This window comes from Leptotrichia trevisanii DSM 22070 (assembly GCF_000482505.1).
Classification (GTDB): domain Bacteria; phylum Fusobacteriota; class Fusobacteriia; order Fusobacteriales; family Leptotrichiaceae; genus Leptotrichia; species Leptotrichia trevisanii.
The window spans coordinates 82991-102455 of sequence record NZ_AXVL01000005.1 but is presented as its reverse complement, the minus strand read 5'-3'; the positions used below and the strand labels follow the sequence as shown (position 1 = coordinate 102455).

At 33.7% G+C, this 19465-nt stretch carries 23 protein-coding genes; all 23 read left to right on the top strand.

Annotated features, from left to right (window positions below; all coding sequences use genetic code 11):
• The first annotated feature begins 266 nt into the window (after positions 1–266).
• The 23 genes from rpmH (at position 267) to K324_RS0101255 (ending at position 19454) form a co-directional block, all read left to right on the top strand.
• Positions 267–404, top strand: a complete 138-nt coding sequence (gene rpmH, locus K324_RS0101360) for a 50S ribosomal protein L34 (protein ID WP_006805377.1) — start codon at positions 267–269, stop codon at positions 402–404.
• A 204-nt stretch (positions 405–608) separates the two neighbouring features.
• Positions 609–935 (top strand): ribonuclease P protein component, encoded by a 327-nt coding sequence (rnpA, locus tag K324_RS0101355; protein WP_026747559.1) that lies wholly within the window; start codon positions 609–611, stop codon positions 933–935.
• Complete coding sequence (gene yidD, locus K324_RS0101350; protein ID WP_026747558.1) at positions 935–1144, top strand: membrane protein insertion efficiency factor YidD; 210 nt, start codon at positions 935–937, stop codon at positions 1142–1144. Before rnpA ends, yidD begins: the two co-directional genes overlap by 1 nt.
• A 20-nt stretch (positions 1145–1164) precedes the next feature.
• On the top strand, positions 1165–1851 hold the full coding sequence (locus K324_RS0101345) for a YidC/Oxa1 family membrane protein insertase (RefSeq protein ID WP_026747557.1): 687 nt from the start codon (positions 1165–1167) through the stop codon (positions 1849–1851).
• Positions 1817–2626: a Jag family protein gene (locus tag K324_RS0101340; RefSeq protein ID WP_026747556.1), complete on the top strand. Its 810-nt coding sequence runs from the start codon at positions 1817–1819 to the stop codon at positions 2624–2626. Before K324_RS0101345 ends, K324_RS0101340 begins: the two co-directional genes overlap by 35 nt.
• A 101-nt stretch (positions 2627–2727) precedes the next feature.
• Positions 2728–4095: a tRNA uridine-5-carboxymethylaminomethyl(34) synthesis GTPase MnmE gene (gene mnmE / locus K324_RS0101335; protein ID WP_026747555.1), complete on the top strand. Its 1368-nt coding sequence runs from the start codon at positions 2728–2730 to the stop codon at positions 4093–4095.
• Between the two features lie 66 nt (positions 4096–4161).
• Positions 4162–6144, top strand: a complete 1983-nt coding sequence (gene gyrB / locus K324_RS0101330; RefSeq protein WP_026747554.1) for a DNA topoisomerase (ATP-hydrolyzing) subunit B — start codon at positions 4162–4164, stop codon at positions 6142–6144.
• Positions 6145–6416: 272 nt separating this feature from the next.
• Positions 6417–6551 carry a hypothetical protein gene (locus K324_RS16485; protein WP_255349259.1) on the top strand — a complete coding sequence of 45 codons (135 nt, stop codon included), beginning with the start codon at positions 6417–6419 and terminating at the stop codon, positions 6549–6551.
• A complete protein-coding gene (gene gyrA, locus K324_RS0101325) occupies positions 6506–9070 on the top strand; it encodes a DNA gyrase subunit A (protein ID WP_172618369.1) in 2565 nt (854 codons plus the stop codon). The genes K324_RS16485 and gyrA overlap by 46 nt, the downstream gene beginning before the upstream one ends.
• Before the next feature lie 44 nt (positions 9071–9114).
• Positions 9115–9876, top strand: coding sequence for a hypothetical protein (locus K324_RS0101320; protein WP_026747552.1), 762 nt, complete (start codon positions 9115–9117; stop codon positions 9874–9876).
• Positions 9877–10813: 937 nt separating this feature from the next.
• Positions 10814–11266, top strand: coding sequence for a YfcE family phosphodiesterase (locus K324_RS0101315; protein WP_026747551.1), 453 nt, complete (start codon positions 10814–10816; stop codon positions 11264–11266).
• Between the two features lie 558 nt (positions 11267–11824).
• Positions 11825–12100 (top strand): BMC domain-containing protein, encoded by a 276-nt coding sequence (locus K324_RS0101310; protein WP_026747550.1) that lies wholly within the window; start codon positions 11825–11827, stop codon positions 12098–12100.
• Between the two features lie 26 nt (positions 12101–12126).
• The gene (gene eutS / locus K324_RS0101305) at positions 12127–12477 is read left to right on the top strand and encodes an ethanolamine utilization microcompartment protein EutS (RefSeq protein ID WP_026747549.1); all 351 of its coding nucleotides are present in this window, start codon (positions 12127–12129) and stop codon (positions 12475–12477) included.
• Between the two features lie 2 nt (positions 12478–12479).
• Positions 12480–12911, top strand: a complete 432-nt coding sequence (locus K324_RS0101300; protein ID WP_026747548.1) for a EutP/PduV family microcompartment system protein — start codon at positions 12480–12482, stop codon at positions 12909–12911.
• A gap of 19 nt (positions 12912–12930) precedes the next feature.
• Positions 12931–13680 carry a BMC domain-containing protein gene (locus K324_RS15115; protein ID WP_051354362.1) on the top strand — a complete coding sequence of 250 codons (750 nt, stop codon included), beginning with the start codon at positions 12931–12933 and terminating at the stop codon, positions 13678–13680.
• Positions 13681–13682: 2 nt separating this feature from the next.
• Complete coding sequence (eutM, locus tag K324_RS0101290; RefSeq protein ID WP_026747547.1) at positions 13683–13979, top strand: ethanolamine utilization microcompartment protein EutM; 297 nt, start codon at positions 13683–13685, stop codon at positions 13977–13979.
• Positions 13980–14029: 50 nt separating this feature from the next.
• Entirely contained in the window at positions 14030–15505 is a 1476-nt protein-coding gene (locus K324_RS0101285) for an acetaldehyde dehydrogenase (acetylating) (protein WP_036094932.1), read from the top strand.
• 17 nt (positions 15506–15522) lie between these two features.
• The gene (locus K324_RS0101280; protein ID WP_026747545.1) at positions 15523–16305 is read left to right on the top strand and encodes a cobalamin adenosyltransferase; all 783 of its coding nucleotides are present in this window, start codon (positions 15523–15525) and stop codon (positions 16303–16305) included.
• 21 nt (positions 16306–16326) lie between these two features.
• A complete protein-coding gene (gene eutD / locus K324_RS0101275; RefSeq protein WP_026747544.1) occupies positions 16327–16962 on the top strand; it encodes an ethanolamine utilization phosphate acetyltransferase EutD in 636 nt (211 codons plus the stop codon).
• 27 nt (positions 16963–16989) lie between these two features.
• Positions 16990–17634 carry an ethanolamine utilization protein gene (locus tag K324_RS0101270; protein WP_026747543.1) on the top strand — a complete coding sequence of 215 codons (645 nt, stop codon included), beginning with the start codon at positions 16990–16992 and terminating at the stop codon, positions 17632–17634.
• A 1-nt stretch (position 17635) separates the two neighbouring features.
• A complete protein-coding gene (locus K324_RS0101265; protein ID WP_026747542.1) occupies positions 17636–17905 on the top strand; it encodes a EutN/CcmL family microcompartment protein in 270 nt (89 codons plus the stop codon).
• 5 nt (positions 17906–17910) lie between these two features.
• Positions 17911–18219 (top strand): hypothetical protein, encoded by a 309-nt coding sequence (locus K324_RS0101260; protein ID WP_026747541.1) that lies wholly within the window; start codon positions 17911–17913, stop codon positions 18217–18219.
• A 116-nt stretch (positions 18220–18335) separates the two neighbouring features.
• Positions 18336–19454: a 1-propanol dehydrogenase PduQ gene (locus K324_RS0101255; RefSeq protein ID WP_026747540.1), complete on the top strand. Its 1119-nt coding sequence runs from the start codon at positions 18336–18338 to the stop codon at positions 19452–19454.
• Positions 19455–19465: the final 11 nt, after the last annotated feature.

The window sequence follows — 19465 nt, the reverse complement described above, 5'->3', positions numbered from 1 at the left end:
CACAGGCTTTTCTCTGGCAATCCCTTTATTTATCAGTATTCCCACATTTCCACAGTGCATAATAATAATATATTTAATTATATATATACTATTATATATTATAGAGATGTGGATAAAATACTCTGTGTAAAATTTACCTGTAAAAAAAAATTAAATAAAATTTACTTTTTGAATAGAGCATTAAACTTGACTTTTTTTTGAATATTGTATATAATGTTGATAAAAGACGAAGAAATTTTTTTAAAATAAAATAGAAAGGAAAAAAGATGACTAAAAGAACATATCAACCAAATAAAAGAAAAAGAAAAAAAGATCATGGATTTAGAAAAAGAATGCAAAATAAAAGCGGAAGAAATGTTTTGAAAAGAAGAAGAGCTAAAGGAAGAGCTAAATTATCAGCATAACCCGGTGTTAAATTCAACACTGGGTTTTTAAAAGCATTAATATCTAAATTAAAAGGGAGCTTTCTTATAGCAGAACCTTTTTAAAACTGGACACAAAAGTTAAACCTATCCTACACAAATTCGTGTTTAGTTAATTTTTTTGTCTAATTTTAAAAAAGTTCAATATAATAAGCTCTCACTCATTTTAAATAAAAGAAGAGAAAGATGTCTATTAACAAGATAAAAAAAACAAAGGATTTTTCATTAATATATAACAAATCAAAAAAGATGCATACAAAGTATGCTATTATTTTTATAAAGGAAAATATAAATAACGAACAACGTTTTGGCTTTGTGGCAAGTAAAAAAACAGGAAATGCAGTTCAACGGAACAGAATAAAAAGAATTTTTAAGGAATTTGTAAAGACACATAAGGATAAATTTAAGAAAAATACTGATTATATATTTGTCGGCAAATCTATTTTAAAAGAAAATATAAAAACTTTGAAATACAAGGATATTGAAAAAGATATAAGCAAGGTAATAAAATGATGAAGAAAATATTATTATTTTTAATAAAAATTTACCAGAAGGGCATTTCACCATATTTTGGAAGAAGATGCAGATTTTATCCAACATGTTCGGAATACTCAAGACAGGCAATTACAAAATATGGAGCAGTAAAAGGGAGTTATCTGACAATAAAAAGATTATTAAAATGTCATCCCTTTCACAAGGGTGGCTATGATCCGTTAAAATAAAAAAGTGGAGGAAATAATATATGTTTAAAATACAGGCACTTGTCGATTTTGTCGTACATGTTTTAAATGCGATATATAGTGTTGTAGGAAATTATGGTATAGCAATAATAATTGTTACAATTTTAATGAGAATAATTGTATTTCCATTGACATTAAAACAGGAAAAGTCAATGAAAAAAATGAGGGAATTACAACCTGAACTTGAAAAAATAAAAGAAAAATACAAGGATGATCCACAGGAATATCAACGAAAAACAGCAGAGCTTTACAGGGAAAGTGGAGTAAACCCATTAGGAGGATGTCTGCCACTATTAATTCAAATGCCAATATTTGTGGCACTATACTGGGCTTTCAGTGGAAATGCAATTCCAGCAGATGCCAAATTTTTATGGTTTACACTGAAACAGCCAGACAGACTGTTTATGATGGGGAAATTTGCATTTAATTTATTACCAGTTTTAAATGTAGGTGTGACATACATTCAGCAAAAAATAATGACGAGTGCAACTGGTGGACAGGAAAATAATCAGCAAATGCAGACAATGATGTACATGTTGCCTCTTATGATGCTGTTCATATTTTACAACATGCCATCAGGAGTAACGTTGTATTACTTAGTTTCAGGGGCCTTGTCATTGGTTCAGCAGTATTTCATTTTGAAAGGAAGAAGTGATGATGGAAAAGATAGTATTAAAGGCACAAAATGAAGAAGAACTTAAGAATATGGTAAGCCGTTCATTGACACTGAAAGAAGATGAAACTTATCGTGTAAAAGTTTTGAAATATCCGAAAAAGATATTGTTTATCAGCATAAAAGGTGAATATGAAATTGAAATTATTAAAAAATCAGAACTAAAAACTGATGAAATTAAGACAGGAACAGAAAAACCGAAAGTACAAAATGAATACAAAATTGCAAAAAAGGATAAAAAAGAAACAAGAAGGGAAAGTGGAAATAACTTTCAAAAGGACAGCAACAAAAATTACAGAAATGAAAATGCAGAAAAAACTGTAATTAATCAACCTGATACAAATATAGATAAAATCAGGGCATTTTTTAAAGAGTTCATTGTAAGTATAAAATTGGATATACGGATTGTTAATATAAAAAAAGAAAATAACAACAAATATCTGGTTATTCTTGATGGAAAAGATATGAGATTTTTAATTGGGGAAAAGGGAAATACATTAAACAGCTTTGAATATTTACTTAGTACGACAAAACAGTTTAAAAATCTGAAAATAGTTGTAGATTCCAACAACTATAAGGAAAAACGTGAAAAATCGTTAAGGGATCTGGCAAGAAAAAAAGGTAGGGCAGTTCTTGCTACAGGAAATGCCATAAAATTAAACCCGATGTCGGCACGTGAGCGTAAAATCATTCATGAGGAAGTTTCCTTTATGAAAGGGCTAAAAACTGAGAGCATGGGAGAAGAGCCAAAAAGATATTTAGTTATTAAAAAGTTAGATGAAAAATTTTAAAAAATTAAGTTATCATGCTTAATTAATAATAAACTTTAATGAATTTAAGAAAGATAAAAAGTTAAGAAAAAATGATTTTGGAAAACAGAGGGATAAATAAGATGTTGTTTGATACAATTGCGGCGATTTCCACTCCAAAAGGTGAGGGTGGGATTGCCATAATAAGAATATCCGGCGATAAATCATTTGAAATATTGGACAAAATATTTATTAAAAAGAACCCAAATGCTGATTTGGGTTTTTATAAATTAAATTATGGATTTATCAAGGATGGGGAGAAAATAGTAGACGAGGTAATGACTGTAAGGCTAAAAGCCCCAAAAAGCTACACCTGCGAGGACATTGTAGAAATAAACTGTCACGGCGGTACGCTTGTTTCAGAAAAGGTGCTTGAACTTGTGCTAAGAAATGGGGCAAGACATGCTGAAAGTGGAGAATTTACAAAAAGAGCGTTTATGAACGGACGTATAGACTTGTCGCAGGCTGAGGCAGTTATGGATATTATTCAGGGGAAAACTGAAAAGAGTGTGTCATTGTCGCTGGATCAGTTAAGAGGAGACTTGCGTGATAAAGTAAATGGATTTAAAAAGGCGCTGCTTGATATTACGGCACATGTAAATGTGGTGCTGGATTATCCTGAGGAAGGAATTGACGATCCGTTGCCAGTAGAACTTCGGGATAATCTTGAAAAAGTCTATGAAGAGGCAAATCGGTTAATTGACTCGTATGATACAGGGAAAAAAATTAAAGAGGGAATAAAGACGGTTATTGTGGGAAAACCAAATGTTGGAAAATCTACATTGTTAAATGCCCTGCTTCATGAGGAGCGTGCTATTGTAACGCATATTGCCGGCACTACGAGAGATATTATTGAAGAAATAATCAATATAAAAGGGATTCCGTTAGTTCTTGTGGATACGGCAGGAATTAGAAAGACTGATGACATTGTAGAAAATATCGGCGTGGAAAAATCGAAGCAGTTTATTGAAAAGGCTGATTTGGTGCTGCTTGTACTGGATGCTTCAAAAGAGCTTGAAAGTGAAGATATAGAAGTTATAAATCAGATAAAAGAAAATAAAAAGAAAGTTATAGTATTATTGAATAAGATTGATTTGAATAAAACTATCAATCTTGAAGGCTATAACTTGGAAAATATTGTCGAAATTTCGGCAAGGGACAATATCGGAATTGAAGATATGCAGGAAAAAATCTATTCATACATTGTGGAAGAAGATGTGGAAAACTCGTCAGAAAAACTAATAATTACAAATATTCGGCATAAAACTGCACTTGAAAAAACAAAAGACGCAATAAGAAATATTTTTGAAACAATAGACATGGGACTTCCTATGGACTTAATTTCTGTGGATTTGAAGGAAGCACTTGATTCGCTTTCGGAAATTACAGGAGAAATTTCATCTGAGGATATTTTGGATCATGTGTTTGGGAATTTTTGTGTTGGGAAATAGATATAGAATTTTATATTTTGTATAAAATATTTAGAAAAGTTTTGAAAAAAATGGAGGAAATAAATAATGGCTAACAATTATGGAGCAGAAGCGATTACCGTCCTGGAAGGGCTGGAAGCAGTTAGGAAGCGTCCAGGAATGTACATTGGATCAACTTCGGCACGTGGACTTCACCATCTGGTGTGGGAAATTGTGGATAACAGCGTGGATGAGGCACTTGCTGGAATTTGTGATAAAATTACAGTAAAGATACTGGAAGGAAATATTATTGAAGTATCTGATAATGGACGTGGAATCCCTGTGGGAATGCACAAGACTGGAAAATCAACTTTGGAAGTTGTACTTACTGTACTTCATGCCGGAGGGAAATTTGATAATGACAATTATAAAGTGTCGGGTGGACTTCACGGAGTTGGGGTATCTGTTGTAAACGCCTTGTCAGAATGGCTTGAGGCAACTGTAACACGTGATGGGAAAGTTTTTAGGCAGACATATCAGCGTGGTGTACCAACTTCGCCTGTGGAGGAAATTGGAGTAGCAGATGCCAAGGAACATGGAACAGTGGTTAGATTTAAGGCAGATGATGAAATATTTGAAACAACGGTTTACGATTATTCTGTGTTGGAATCACGTCTGAAGGAGTTGGCTTATTTAAACAAGGGCTTAAAAATTGAATTAGCTGATGAAAGAAAGAAAGATGAGATAAAGGCTGAAGAATTTTTGTTTGAAGGTGGAATAAAGGACTTTTTAAATGAAATTATTGACGACGAAAAAATTGTTGATGATGTGATTTATATGGCTGATACGATGCAAATTGAGGAAGCGAAGGAAGTTGAAACTGAGGATGAAGATGGAAACACGGTGATAAAACAGCGAGGTGCAAAATTTGTGGAAGTGGAAATTGCGATGAATTACACAACTTCACAAAGAGAAACAGTTTATTCATTTGTAAATAATATAAATACTCACGAAGGTGGAACCCATGTCAGCGGATTTAGAACTGCACTTACGAGAACAATTAACGATATTGCAAAACAGATGAACTTAATCAAGGATAAAAATGGGACATTTCAAGGAACAGATGTAAGAGAAGGACTTGTCTGTGTAATAAGTGTAAAAATACCTGAGCCTCAATTTGAAGGGCAGACAAAAACAAAACTTGGAAACAGTGAAGTTACAGGAATTGTATCAAATATTGTTGGAAGCAACTTGAAATTTTATTTGGAAGATCATCCGAAGGCAGCCGAAAAAATCATTGAAAAAATGGCAATGTCAAAAAGGGCAAGAGAAGCTGCGAAAAAAGCAAGAGAACTTGTACTTAGAAAAAATACATTGGAAGTTGGATCATTACCTGGAAAACTGGCTGACTGCTCTTCAAAGGATCCCGCTGAATCAGAAATTTTCATAGTCGAAGGAAACTCGGCAGGAGGTTCTGCAAAACAAGGAAGAGATAGAAGATTTCAGGCAATATTGCCACTTCGTGGAAAAATCTTAAACGTAGAAAAATCAGGAGTGCATAAAGCTTTAGAAAATGCTGAAATTAGAGCAATGATTACAGCCTTTGGAGCTGGATTTGGCGAAGAAATGGACTTAAAAAAACTAAGATACCATAAAATCGTAATAATGACAGATGCCGATGTTGACGGAGCTCACATTAGAACATTAATGCTAACATTCTTCTACAGACATCTAAGAGAATTAATAAATGAAGGTTACATCTATATCGCACAGCCGCCTTTATACAAAATTCAGGCCGGAAAAGCAATCAGATACGCCTATTCAGACGATCAGATGAAACAAGTAACAAGAGTGCTGGAAGGAGAAGGAAGAAAATACACAATCCAGCGTTACAAAGGGCTAGGAGAAATGAACCCGGAACAGCTTTGGGAAACAACTCTTGATCCAGAAGTAAGAACATTATTAAAAGTATCGATGGAAGACGCTTCTTATGCCGATAAAATGTTTAATATTCTGATGGGGGACAAGGTTGAGCCAAGAAGGAAGTTTATCGAGGATAATGCAAATTACGTAAGGAATTTAGATATTTAATCTATTTTAATTAATAAATATTTTTTCATATTACTATGTTTTTTCTTTTTTATTTCCGTAGGATTGCTCATTGCCGCAAATCCTACAACCTATGGCTAGTCTACGACATTTTTCTGCACTGACAAAAAACTCGCTATACTCAAACAGTTTTGCCAGTGCAGAAAAATGCTCCGACGGGTTATTTATACTAAACTCTGTTTAAAAAATGAAATTTATATCTTAAATTATTTTTAAAAATATTAGGTTTATTCTCTTTATTAGGAAGGTTTGTAATGATTTCGTTATTTAAAAGCAGTTTAGTATTAAATTGTGTAATTTTAAGAAGATGGATTGTAAAGAAAGAGAAGAAAAGAGGTGCAGGATGTCAGACGATTTTAGAGATGACGATGAAAGAGAAGAAGAGATAACGGAAATGGATGAGAACGATGATAGGGAAATCATTGTGGAAGGATTGCCTAAGACTACGGATTTATCAAATGAATCTAATGTTTATATTGAGGATGAGATAAAGGCGGCTTATTTGGATTATTCGATGAGTGTAATTGTGAGCCGTGCTTTACCAGATGTGCGAGATGGATTAAAGCCTGTACATAGAAGAATTTTATTTTCCATGAGTGAAATGGGGATGAGCCACAAGACTCCGTTTAAAAAATCGGCAAGGATTGTCGGGGATGTATTGGGGAAATACCATCCGCATGGAGATTCATCAGTTTATGGTGCAATGGTTAGAATGGCACAGGACTTTAATATGAGATATGAACTTATCGACGGACATGGAAACTTTGGTTCGATTGATGGGGATGAAGCGGCGGCAATGCGGTATACGGAAGCTAGAATGGCTAAAATTACTGAAGAATTGCTTGCGGATATTGGAAAAGATACGATTGATTACAGAAAGAACTTTGATGAAAGTTTGGATGAGCCAGTTGTATTGCCTGCAAAACTTCCTAATTTGCTACTAAATGGGGCAAATGGAATTGCAGTTGGAATGGCTACAAATATTCCTCCACATAATTTAGGGGAAGTAGTTGACGGAATTATCGCATTGATTGATAATCCTGAAATTTCGATTGATGAACTGATTACATATATAAAAGGGCCGGATTTTCCAACTGGCGGTATAATTAACGGGAAACAGGGAATTTATGATGCTTATAGAACTGGACGTGGAAAACTGCGGGTTGCAGGACGTGTGGAAGTTGAAACTTCAAAAACTGGAAAAGAGTCGATTATTGTTACAGAATTACCATATCAGGTAAATAAAGCTAGACTTATTGAAAAAATTGCAGATTTGGTAAGACAGAAGAAAATTACGGGAATATCTGACTTGAGGGATGAAACTGACAGGGACGGTATCAGAATTGTAATTGAACTGAAAAAAGGTGAAGAAAGTGAATTAATTCTGAACAGCCTTTATAAATTTACTGATTTGCAGAATACATTTGGTGTAATTATGCTTGCGCTTGTGGATAATTCACCAAGAGTGTTAAACTTAAAGCAGGTTCTTCAGAAATATCTGGAACATAGATTTGAAGTAATTACAAGAAGAACTGAATTTGAGCTGAAAAAGGCTAAAAATAGAGCTCACATCTTGGAAGGATTCAAAATTGCACTTGATAATATTGAGGAAGTAATTAGAATTATAAGAGCTTCAAAGGATGCAAATGTTGCACGTGCTGAATTAATTGCAAAATTTGGATTCTCGGAAATTCAGGCAAAAGCTATTCTGGATATGAGATTACAGAGGCTTACTGGACTTGAAAGAGATAAGATTAATCAGGAATACAACGAACTTATGTTATTAATTGAAGAATTAACTGGAATTTTATCTGATGATTCAAAAATATATGGTATAATTAAAGAGGAGGCACTTAAATTAAAAGATGATTTTGGAGACGAACGTAGAACTGAAATCAGAAATGCAAGAGCCGAAATTAGCATAGAAGACTTGATTAAGGACGAGGAAGTTGTTGTAACGCTTACAGAAAAAGGTTATGTAAAACGTGTGGCAATTGACACTTACCGTTCTCAAAAACGTGGTGGAATCGGAGTAAATGCTACAAATACAATAGAAGACGATGTCGTAAAAGACATGTACATAGCAAAAACTCTTGATACATTGCTTATTTTCACAACAAAAGGAAAAGTATTCAGCATAAAAGTGTACGAAATCCCTGAAACTGGAAAACAGGCACGTGGAAAACTGATTGGAAATATTATAAATCTGGATGATGATGAAAAAGTCAGCACAATAATAAAAGTTCGTGAATTTGAAAAGGATAAAAATTTATTCTTTGTAACACGAAATGGAGTTGTTAAAAAATCTGAACTGACTTTGTTTGACAATATCAAAAAAGCTGGAAAACGTGCAATCAAGTTAAATGATGATGATGAAGTGATGTATATCGGACTTACGAGCGGAACTGGCGAAGATGAAGTATTTGCCGCTACAAGAAACGGTATTGCCATAAGATTTTCTGAAAAAGACGTAAGAAGCATGGGAACTGGAGCTACCGGAGTAAGAGGAATAACTCTTCGGGATAAGGATAGAATTGTAGGAGCGGCAGTTGTCAATTCTGAAATGAATAATGATGAAATGAGAATCCTTACAATTACTGAAGAAGGGTATGGAAAACGAACTAAGTTATCAGAATACAGACTGACATCTCGAGGTGGAAAAGGGATTATCAATGCAAAACTTAATGATAAAACTGGAAAAATCGTGGATGTAAAAATTGTCAAGGAAAATGATGAGATTATGCTTATCACATCAGAAGGTACATTAATCAGAACGAGTGTTAATAACGTATCTGTAATAGGACGTTCAGCGTCTGGTGTGCGAATAATGAAAGTTAGAAATAATGAAAAAATTGCTTCAGTGGTAAAAATTACAGAAGAGCCTGAATTGAGCGGAGATGAACAATAAAAAGGATAAACAAAAAAATTATCATATAGAAGGAAGTGGTTAAAATGTTACAAAAAAAAGCATTATTTTTAGTTACGGCAGAAAATGAAATACAGCCATTGGTTAGTTTTGCAAAAGTGTTTAAGCAAAAATATAACGCTGACGTTGACGTTATTTACATCAAGGATGTCCTGAAATATGAGGTATTTCCTGTAAGTATTGAAGGAATGGGATTAAATATCGGAGCAAACTACGCCTTTAAGGAATACAGGGAACTGGAAGAAAAAACTGTAAAAAAATTAAAGGAAAAAATGACTGCTGATGTTTCAAACTTTTATACAAAAGACGGAGAAACATCTGAAATTGTTTTGGAAGAGTTAAAAAAATACGATTTACTTGTACTTGTAAAAAATGACAAAGTAACTCCTGTATTAAAGGAAATATTAAGAAGTATATTTAAACCTTTAATTATATTGCCGAATGTAGAAAATTTCAAGTTAGACAATCTGGTGCTGCTTGATGACGGTGCTTATAATGCAAATAAAACATTGTTTACCTTCTTCCATATATTTGGTGAGCAAAAAATGGATGTATTGCGTGTAAACGTTGAAGAAGAGGACGAAAGCAGTTTAACAGAAAGATTTGGAGATAATTACAACCTTATTCACAAAAAAGGGGATACTTTCAAGACAATTATGAATGAAGCCCAAAATTATGACTTGGTTCTGATGGGAGATTTGAGATATACGGTGATGGTGGAAAGAATTACCGGTAAATTGGGAGTCAGAATATTGGAAAATCTTCAAAAACCAATATTTATTGTATAATCTAAATCATTATTAATGCAGAATTTTAAGTTGAAATCTGATTCTGAATTATTTGTCCATAAATAGATTTTACTCAAACAGTTTTTATAGAAAATATAATTTCTGTTTGGGTAAATCTGATTTTTAAACAAAAATTATTTTTTTTAATAATGATATTTGAGTATATTTTTAAGACATAATCTGAAGAATTAAATTAGATTAAAAGTTATGTTTTAAAAATATTTGTTTAGTAAATTTTCTCCACAAGAAAACATATAAAAAACACTGTAACTTATATTTTCATTATTTAAATGTATTTATTATACATATAAACCTAAATTATTTAAAAGATTTTTGGAAAATAGATATTAAAAAAAATCTTATTTAGAAACGTTAATTTTTTTTGGACAAAAATTTTCCTATAATAATTTCATTTTTAGAACAAAATAATTGGTAATTTAAAATTATTATAAAATTAATACGAGTAATTGTGCTATATTTCACAAGCAAAATATGCTTAAAAAGCTATCTAGATAATATTTTTCAGTAAGAATGGGAATTTTTGATTTTTAGAAATTCTTAAAAATAAAGAAAATTATAATAAAAATAATATACTTTATAAAATCTTTTAGATTATAATATATAATACATTACCGTAAATGTAGTTTTCTTATATATAATATAGAAGGTTAGGAATAAATTAAAAAGTATGCTATAATATAAATAATAAATTACTTACTAAAATATATTTGGAGTTTAAGATATTTTGTCAAAAAAGATAATGTTTACTAAAAACTCCTACAAATTGAACTAAAAATAAATTTTGAAGCCTGAATTTAACATATCTGAATTTTAGTTTTGAGATAAATTTATTAAAGTTTGAGTTTGAATTTAAGTATGTAAAAAAGTTTTTTCAATGGAGAAATAAACAAAAAGGAATATGGAGAGAGGAGATTTAATGAAGGTATTAATTTGTTCCGATAGTCACGGAAGGCTTGATTATTTTCAGCAAGTAATGGATTTGGAGCAGCCGGAAATTGTAATCTTTGCAGGAGATCACAGCACAGATGCAATTGATATGTCGTTGGTCTACAGAGATGTACTCTTTGCTATTGTAAAGGGGAATACTGATATAGATGATTATGAGTCTAGGGAAACTAAAATATTTGATTTGATGGGAAAAAAGGTGCTATTAACACACGGACATCTATACAGTGTAAAAACTACACTTGAAGAATTAGAAAAAAAAGCACATTTAGAAAAGGCTGAAATTTGTGTTTTTGGGCATACACATAAGGAATTTATGGCAGAAAAAAGTGGAGTAATATTTGTAAATCCAGGAGCACTACAAGATAAAAAATATATGATTTACTATGGTGGTAAAAAATTTGAACAAAAAATATTAAAATAATTTGAGCTATTACTGGCTTTGGATAATGAAAAGACATGATTATTGAGTGAAATCAAGGTTGTGTCTTTTTTTATTTTCGTAGGATCGCTCATTGTCGCAAATCCTTATCTTGCAGTAAAGGTTTATCCTGGTAATTAAAATTGTGGCAAGATTGCTACGCAATAAATTCGTTATTTAAATTGGGAAATAATATTAAAGCAACTTTACTTTGTATTCAAAATTTTTTTAAATGTAATTATACAAACTTAAATATAATTTTAAAATTTTTTTTAAAACTATTGACAAAATGGAAAATCATAATATACTCAAATTAGAAGAAGTGTTACAATGGAGTAATGTGAATATAAGAAATAATAATATAAAATTATAAATAAAAATACAAAGAACAATAATATTTTGGAGCAAAGGAGCTTGAGAAATTATTTAAATTTTTTAGTTCCTTTTTTATTTTTCGATAATTAATAATTTGTATGTGTAAATTTACTGCTTGAAAAGATAAGGAGGTGAATTTGAGATTAAATTATTTATTGACAAAAAAATAATTTCAGGAGGAAAGACATGGCAACATTGAATGCGTTAGGAATGATAGAAACAAAAGGATTGGTGGCTGCGATAGAAGCGGCGGATGCGATGGTAAAGGCTGCTAATGTAACACTAGTTGGCAAGGAACACGTTGGTGGAGGGCTTGTGACAGTGCTTGTAAGAGGAGATGTAGGGGCTGTCAAGGCTGCAACAGATGCAGGGGTAGCGGCTGCTGAAAGAGTGGGAGAATTGATTTCGGTTCATGTAATTCCACGTCCACATTCAGAAGTTGAAACAATATTACCTAGATAGAAAAAATTTTAGAAAGGATTTGTCAGATGGAAGAAGAAAAAAAACAGAGAATGATACAGGAATACGTGCCTGGTAGGCAATTGACGCTGGCTCATATAATTGCAAATCCTCAAAGAGATTTATCAAAAAAAATAGGACTTCATGAAAACAAGGTAAATGCTATCGGAATTTTGACAATTACTCCAGGAGAAGCGGCAATAATTGCGGCGGATCTGGCTACGAAAAGTGCTGAAGTGGAGATAGGATTTGTCGATAGATTTACGGGTTCCGTTGTTATTAGTGGAGATGTTGGAAGTATAGAAGCTGCTGTAAGTGAAGTGGTTTCGTACTTTGAAAATGTGTTAAGATTTAGCATAACTCAAATAACGAGGTCGTAAAATTGAAAAAAATACTTTTAATCGGAAAATCCATGTGCGGTAAAACAACATTGACTCAAAGAATACATGGATTGGACATAGAATATGAAAAAACTCAAATGCTTACATATTCAGATGATATTCTTGACACTCCTGGTGAATATATGGAAAACAGAATGCTTTATAAGGCGTTAATTGTAAGTTCCTATGACTGTGATGTCGTAGGAATGGTGCAAGCCTGTGATGAAGAGCGTAATATATTTCCCCCAAACTTTTCAACAGCCTTTTCAAAACCTGTAATTGGAATTGTAACGAAGGCTGATTTGGGTGGAAATCCTGAAAAAGCGAAAGAAATATTGGAGATGGCAGGAGCTGAAAAAGTTTTTATTGTAAGTGCCTATGAAAATAAGGGGGTTGAGGAACTTGTGAAATATTTGGAAGATGATTCCGAGTAGATTAGAAGGTGATAAATAGATGGATTCGTACGGATATGTGGAAACACGGGGGCTTGTGACTGCAATAGAAGCGGCAGATGCCGCCTTGAAGGCAGCTGATGTAACACTTATGAACTGCTACTATGTAAAAGGTGGAATTGTAACTATTGAAGTGACAGGGGATGTGGCTGCTGTAAATGCCGCTGTGGATGCCGCAAGTGAAAGTGCCAGGAGGCTTGGGAATTTCTTGAGTTGTAATGTTATTGCAAGAGTGGCTTCTGAAACAAAAAAAATTTTGATAAGTGATATTGGAAAAAAATCAGATAAAAAGGCTGCTGCTGTACAAAATGATAAAAAAATTATTGAAAAAATTGGCAATGAAAAAATCGGGGAGGAAATAGGGGTAGAAGAAGCAACTAATCAGACGGTGGCTGAAAATGTAAATATTGAAAAGGAAAACCAGTTTGCTGAAAACCAGTTTGAAAATATTGCTGAAAAAATTGAAACAGAAGGAAAAACAGAGGCTGAAGTTCAGGAAATAACGGAAAATACAGAAACAAAGAAGCAAAATAACATTATTTGGGAAAATAAAGAAATTTCCATGACGGAAACTTTAAAAAAAGAAGATGAAGAAACAAAGAAAATAAAAAAACAATATCAGGAAATGAAAGTGGCGGATTTAAAGACAAAGGTAAATAGTCTTAAACTTGGTTACACATGGAATCAGATAAAAACTATGACTAAGAAAAAGCTGGTAGAAATTTTGATGAAAAATAATAAGGAGGAATAACAATGGCGACATTAAATGCGTTAGGAATGATAGAAACAAAAGGATTGGTGGCTGCAATAGAAGCGGCAGATGCGATGGTAAAGGCTGCAAATGTAACATTGGTTGGAAAGGAACACGTTGGTGGAGGACTGGTAACGGTGCTTGTAAGAGGTGATGTGGGAGCTGTAAAGGCTGCGACAGATGCAGGGGCTGCGGCCGCTGAAAGAGTTGGAGAATTGATTTCAATTCATGTAATTCCACGTCCTCATAATGAAATTGAAGGTATATTGCCTAAGCCAAGAACAGTTGAGGCTGAATAAGAGAACTTAAATAACCGGTAAACGGTGGTTATTTGTGGAAAGGACAGACTATGGATAAAGATTTGCAATCAATACAGGAAGTAAGGGATTTATTAAATGATGCAAGCAGGGCATTTGAAGAATACAGTCAGTTCTCACAGGCTCAAATTGATGAAATAGTAGGGGAAATATGTGAAGAAGCCCAAAAACACGATGTGGAACTGGCAAAACTGGCTAATGAAGAAACAGGGTTTGGACGCTGGGAAGATAAAGTGCTGAAAAATAGACTGGCTTCAGCTGGTGTGTATGAGGCAATAAAGGATTTGAAAACAAAAGGGATAATTTGTGAAGATAAGGAAAAGGGAATAATAGAAATAGGAGTTCCAATGGGAATAATTGCAGCATTAATCCCTTCCACAAACCCTACTTCCACAACAATATACAAAATAATGATTTCATTAAAGGCAGGAAATGCAGTAATTGTAAGTCCTCACCCGAATGCAAAGGACTGTATAATAAAAACTGCTGAATATTTAATAAAGGCTGCTGAAAGAAAAGGTGCTCCGAAAGGCTTAATTGGAGTTATAAGGACACCTGCACTGCAAGGTACGCAGGAACTTATGAAACATAAAAAAACTTCATTGATTCTTGCGACAGGTGGGGAAGCGATGGTAAGAGCCGCTTACAGCTCTGGAACACCTGCGATAGGAGTGGGGCCGGGAAACGGGCCTTCATTCATTGAAAGAAGTGCAGACATCAGAAAGGCGATTAAGAGAATAATAGACAGCAAAACTTTCGACAACGGGATAATTTGCGCATCAGAGCAGTCAATTGTTACGGAAGAAGTAATAAAACATCAGGTTGTGGACGAATTGAAGCGGCAAGGTGCATATTTCTTGAACAAGGATGAAAGGGAGAAAGTTGGAAAAATTCTGATGAGAGCCAACAATACTATGAATCCGAAAATAGTTGGAAAAACAGCTTTGTATATAGCTGCAATGGCGGGAATAACAGTTCCTGTAGCTACAAAGGTATTAATTTCAGAAGAAACGGAAGTTTCGCACTTGAATCCTTATTCGAGAGAAAAATTATGTCCTGTATTAGGATTTTACATAGAGGAAAATTGGGAAAAAGCGTGTGAAAAATGTATAGAAATACTTGAAAATGAAGGAATTGGACACACAATGTCAATGCACACAAACAACGAAAATATCATAAGGGAATTTTCACTCAAAAAACCAGTTTCAAGACTGCTTGTAAACACACCTGCGGCACTTGGAGGAGTTGGAGCTACAACTAACCTTATACCTGCATTCACATTAGGATGTGGAACAGTTGGAGGAAGTGCAACTTCTGACAATATAGGGCCTTTAAATCTTATAAATATTAGAAGGGTGGCTTACGGAACAAAGGAACTGGAAGCATTGAAAAATGAAGGCAACTGTACAGACGAGTGTGGACTGAATACTGGAAGCGGTTCACAAATTAGTGAGAGTGATATAGAAAGTATCATAAGAAAAGTATTGGACGGAATTTATAAAAAATAGATAGGGTGTGATAAAAAATGCCTGTTATAACAGAAGGAATGCTTAGAAAATTAGATAAGGAAGGGCAGCTTGAAAAAATACATATAACTGAAAAGGACATCCTTACACCGTCAGCAAGAGAATTTTTAAATGTAAAAAAAATTGATTTCAGGATAAAGAAGTCGCAGGAAAAATTTGTCAATAATGAGAAGACTGCTGAAAACAAAGTTAAAGATTCTCCGGCTAATGCTTCCGAAGAAAAAGTTATTAAAAAACGGCAGTACAGGGATTATATAACGGGAGCAGTTTACGATAAGAAGCCTGAATTTATGACTCAGCTTTTTGGAGATAATCTGGTTGTAAAAAATCATAAAAGAATTGTTTTAAGAGGGAAATTTGATATTTTACAGGCTGAAATAATAAGATATTGGAAAAAATATGAGAAGAATAAAAAGCTGGAAGGCGACTTTGCACAAGTATATAGATTTGTACGGGATTTATTTATAAGCGAAATGACTGATATGGAATTTCAGGAAAAGGATGTGCTGGGATACGATATTGACACATTAAAGGACATAACTCATAATACGGTAAAATATTTTAAAACAGGGCATCTGTTTGAAATAAACATAGATTTTGATGAATCAGTTATTGATATAAATTATCTGAGAGCTTTGTCGAGGGAATGTGAAGTTGCCGCAGTTGACGCTTTTTACAAGGAAGGAAAAGTGGAAAGGGTGGATATGCTAAAGGCATTGAACCGTCTGAGCAGTATATTGTACTTAATGATGCTAAAGGCAAATAATGGAGATTATAAGTAATCTCAAATTTCGGGAGATACTATGGACAGAAATGAATTGGAGAGAATAATAAGGGAAAAATTACAGAAAATTTTGAGTGCAGAAAAGGATAACATCTTTATGGTGGAGGCTTCGGGACGGCATGTACATCTTACAAGGGAACACGTGGAAGCACTTTTTGGAAAAGGTTATGAACTGACACCAGCAAAGGACTTATCACAGCCGGGACAGTTTGCGGCAAAGGAAAGAGTCAGAGTAATCGGGCCGAAAGGAGAGTTTTCAAACGTTGCAATATTGGGGCCGTGCAGAAATTTTTCACAAGTGGAATTATCGCTTACTGACTGCCGTGAAATAGGAGTCAAAGGAGTGATAAGGGAAAGCGGAAAAATCGAAGGGACGCCTGGAATACTGCTAGGTGTAGGCGATAAGTACGTGCAGCTGGATAAAGGCGTCATCGTTGCCAAAAGACATATTCATATGACAAATGAAGATGCAAAAAGACTTTCTGTAAAGGACGGTGAAACTGTGAAAGTGAAAATTCACAGCGACAGGCCGTTAATATTTGATGATGTCTTAATAAGAGTAAAGGATAGTTTTAGACTGAGCATGCACATAGATTATGATGAAGCTAATTCTTGCGGGTATACTTCAGGAGTAACTGGAAGTATTGAAAAATAGCTGTAAAAGGCATTGTGAGGAGATAAAATGGATACTCAGAATTTGATAGAAGTGCTTGCAAGGGAAGTGTTAAAGGAAATTGCCAAAAAGGAAAATGAAAATTTGTCTGAAAATAATGAGATTATTTTTAAAAAATCAATAATAGTGGCTTTTTTGGGAAATGATGAAATTTTAAAGGACGAATTAAAAAAAGAAACATCATTCGTAGAAAATGTAAAGTTAGACAGCAAATGGGAAGCCATTGGACAATGTGAAAATAAAAAAATACTTGTCGTATCAACACTTGGAATAAATGAACTGATTGAACTTTCACAAGGGAGAAAAAGCATTATAACGGAATTTCTTTTTAACGATGGTAAAGTCGTGCTTGTGGAGGAAGGGCTGGAATATAAAAAATATACTAAACCTGCTGCATTAATCAATCTTTATGACGGGTATCTTGACAAAGTCAGGGAATTTGGAATAAAGGTTGTAAAAAGAACGGAAGTTAAAAATATTTTTAATGCCAAAGAAAAGGTTTATTTGAAGGGCTTGGTAACAGAAAGTGGGCTAAAAAAGCTGGGACTAAAAAATCAAACACTCGTAGTTGATGGAAAAGGTAAAATAACTTCCCTTGCGATGGATTATATAAAAGAAAATAGCATTGAATTGTGCTATGAAAGAGGGAAATAATATGTTAATTGGAAAAGTTGTAGATAATGTCTGGGCAACAAGGAAGGATGAAAAACTGAAAGGACTAAAACTAATGGTAGTTGAAGTGGAAGGGACAGATGAAAGACGTGGAAGCAGAAAAATTGTGGCAGCTGATTACATTGGCGCTGGACAAGGCGACAAAGTGATAATTGTTACAGGAAGCTCTGCAAGACATATATTTGATGCTGAAACTCCAGTGGATGCAACTATTGTGGGAATAATAGACAGTTTGGAATCAGAAAAGGAGTAAAAAAAATGAGAAAAAGATTGATAACGGTAAAAAATCTTTTTGAATATGTTCAAGATAAGGAACTGGTGGTTCAGGCTGATATGATTATTACTCCCGGGGCAAAGGACATGATTAGGGAACAGGGAGTTGAAGTAAGATATGAAAAATCTTGCTGCAAGTCAAACTGTGAATCGGGAAATAACATCAGAAAAGATGTGGGAAAGGATTGTGGAGATTTGGAAAAGAAAGCGATTGAAATACTCGTAAAAGATTACAAAATAACAGATCCTGAAACAGTCCAGAAAATATTATCCAAATTAAAGGAACTACAGTAAACCTACTTTAGAACTAAATTTAAAAGTTATGACTATTTTGCTCACCCCTGGAATTACTTACTTTTAAGCTGGACATTAAAGGGGCTTGAGCATGCAATAGAAAGGAAGTGGATTTGATGGGGTTATTTCAAATAAAGCCGGATATCCATTATGGTGCTAACTCTTTGGATATATTAAGAACATTGGAAATGGAAAAAGTATTTTTAGTTACAGATGAAAATATGGTAAAGCTAAAAGTTGTAGACAGAATAACAAATATCTTAAAATCAAGAGGAATAGATGCCAAAATATATTCGGATGTTAAACCGGATCCTACAGATGAGGAAATTATAGAGGGAATGCTGGAATTAAGTGCATATGATCCCGACTGCATAATAGCACTTGGAGGAGGTTCACCAATAGATGCCTGTAAATCAATGATTTATTTTACAAATCAGATAAAAAGGGCAATGGGACAAAATAAAAAGCCAAAATTCATTGCTATTCCAACAACGAGCGGAACAGGTTCGGAAGTGACATCTTATGCAGTTGTTACAACAAAAGATAAAAAAATACCGCTAAGCGATAGCGAAATGCTTCCTGACATAGCAATCTTAAATCCAGAATTTATAAAAACTCTTCCGCCATCAATAATTGCGGACACAGGAATGGATGTTTTGACACATGCTATAGAAGCATATGTTTCAAAATCTAGAAACCTGTTTACAAATACATTTGCCATTGGAGCGATAAAGACAGTATTTGCTGACTTGGTAAGTAATTTTGAAAATCCGCAGCTGGAAAGAGAAAGAATTAATTTACAGATTGCCTCTTGTATGGCGGGAGTTGCATTTAGCAATGCAGGACTGGGAATAAATCACAGCATAGCACATTCTCTGGGAGCAAGATTTCATAAACCGCATGGAAGATTAAATGCTGTAATCATGTCAAAAGTTGTACAATTTAATGCACGAAATAAAAATGCGGCAAAATATTACAGGGAAATTGTGGAAGCGTTAGGATTTTCTCCTAAAGAAGATGTAGAAGGTGTGGAGATACTGGCAAAGGCTATTAAAATGAGAGCAGCTAAAATGGGAATACCAAACAGTTTAAGTGAACTTGGAATCCCGAAAGAACAATATTTTGATGAAATGGAAGGCATAATTGATCAAATAGAAAATGATATGTGTACAGGAGAAAATCCACGAAGATTTAGCAGAATTGAAATGAAGCAGTTATTGACAGATTTATATTAAATTTTAGGAAA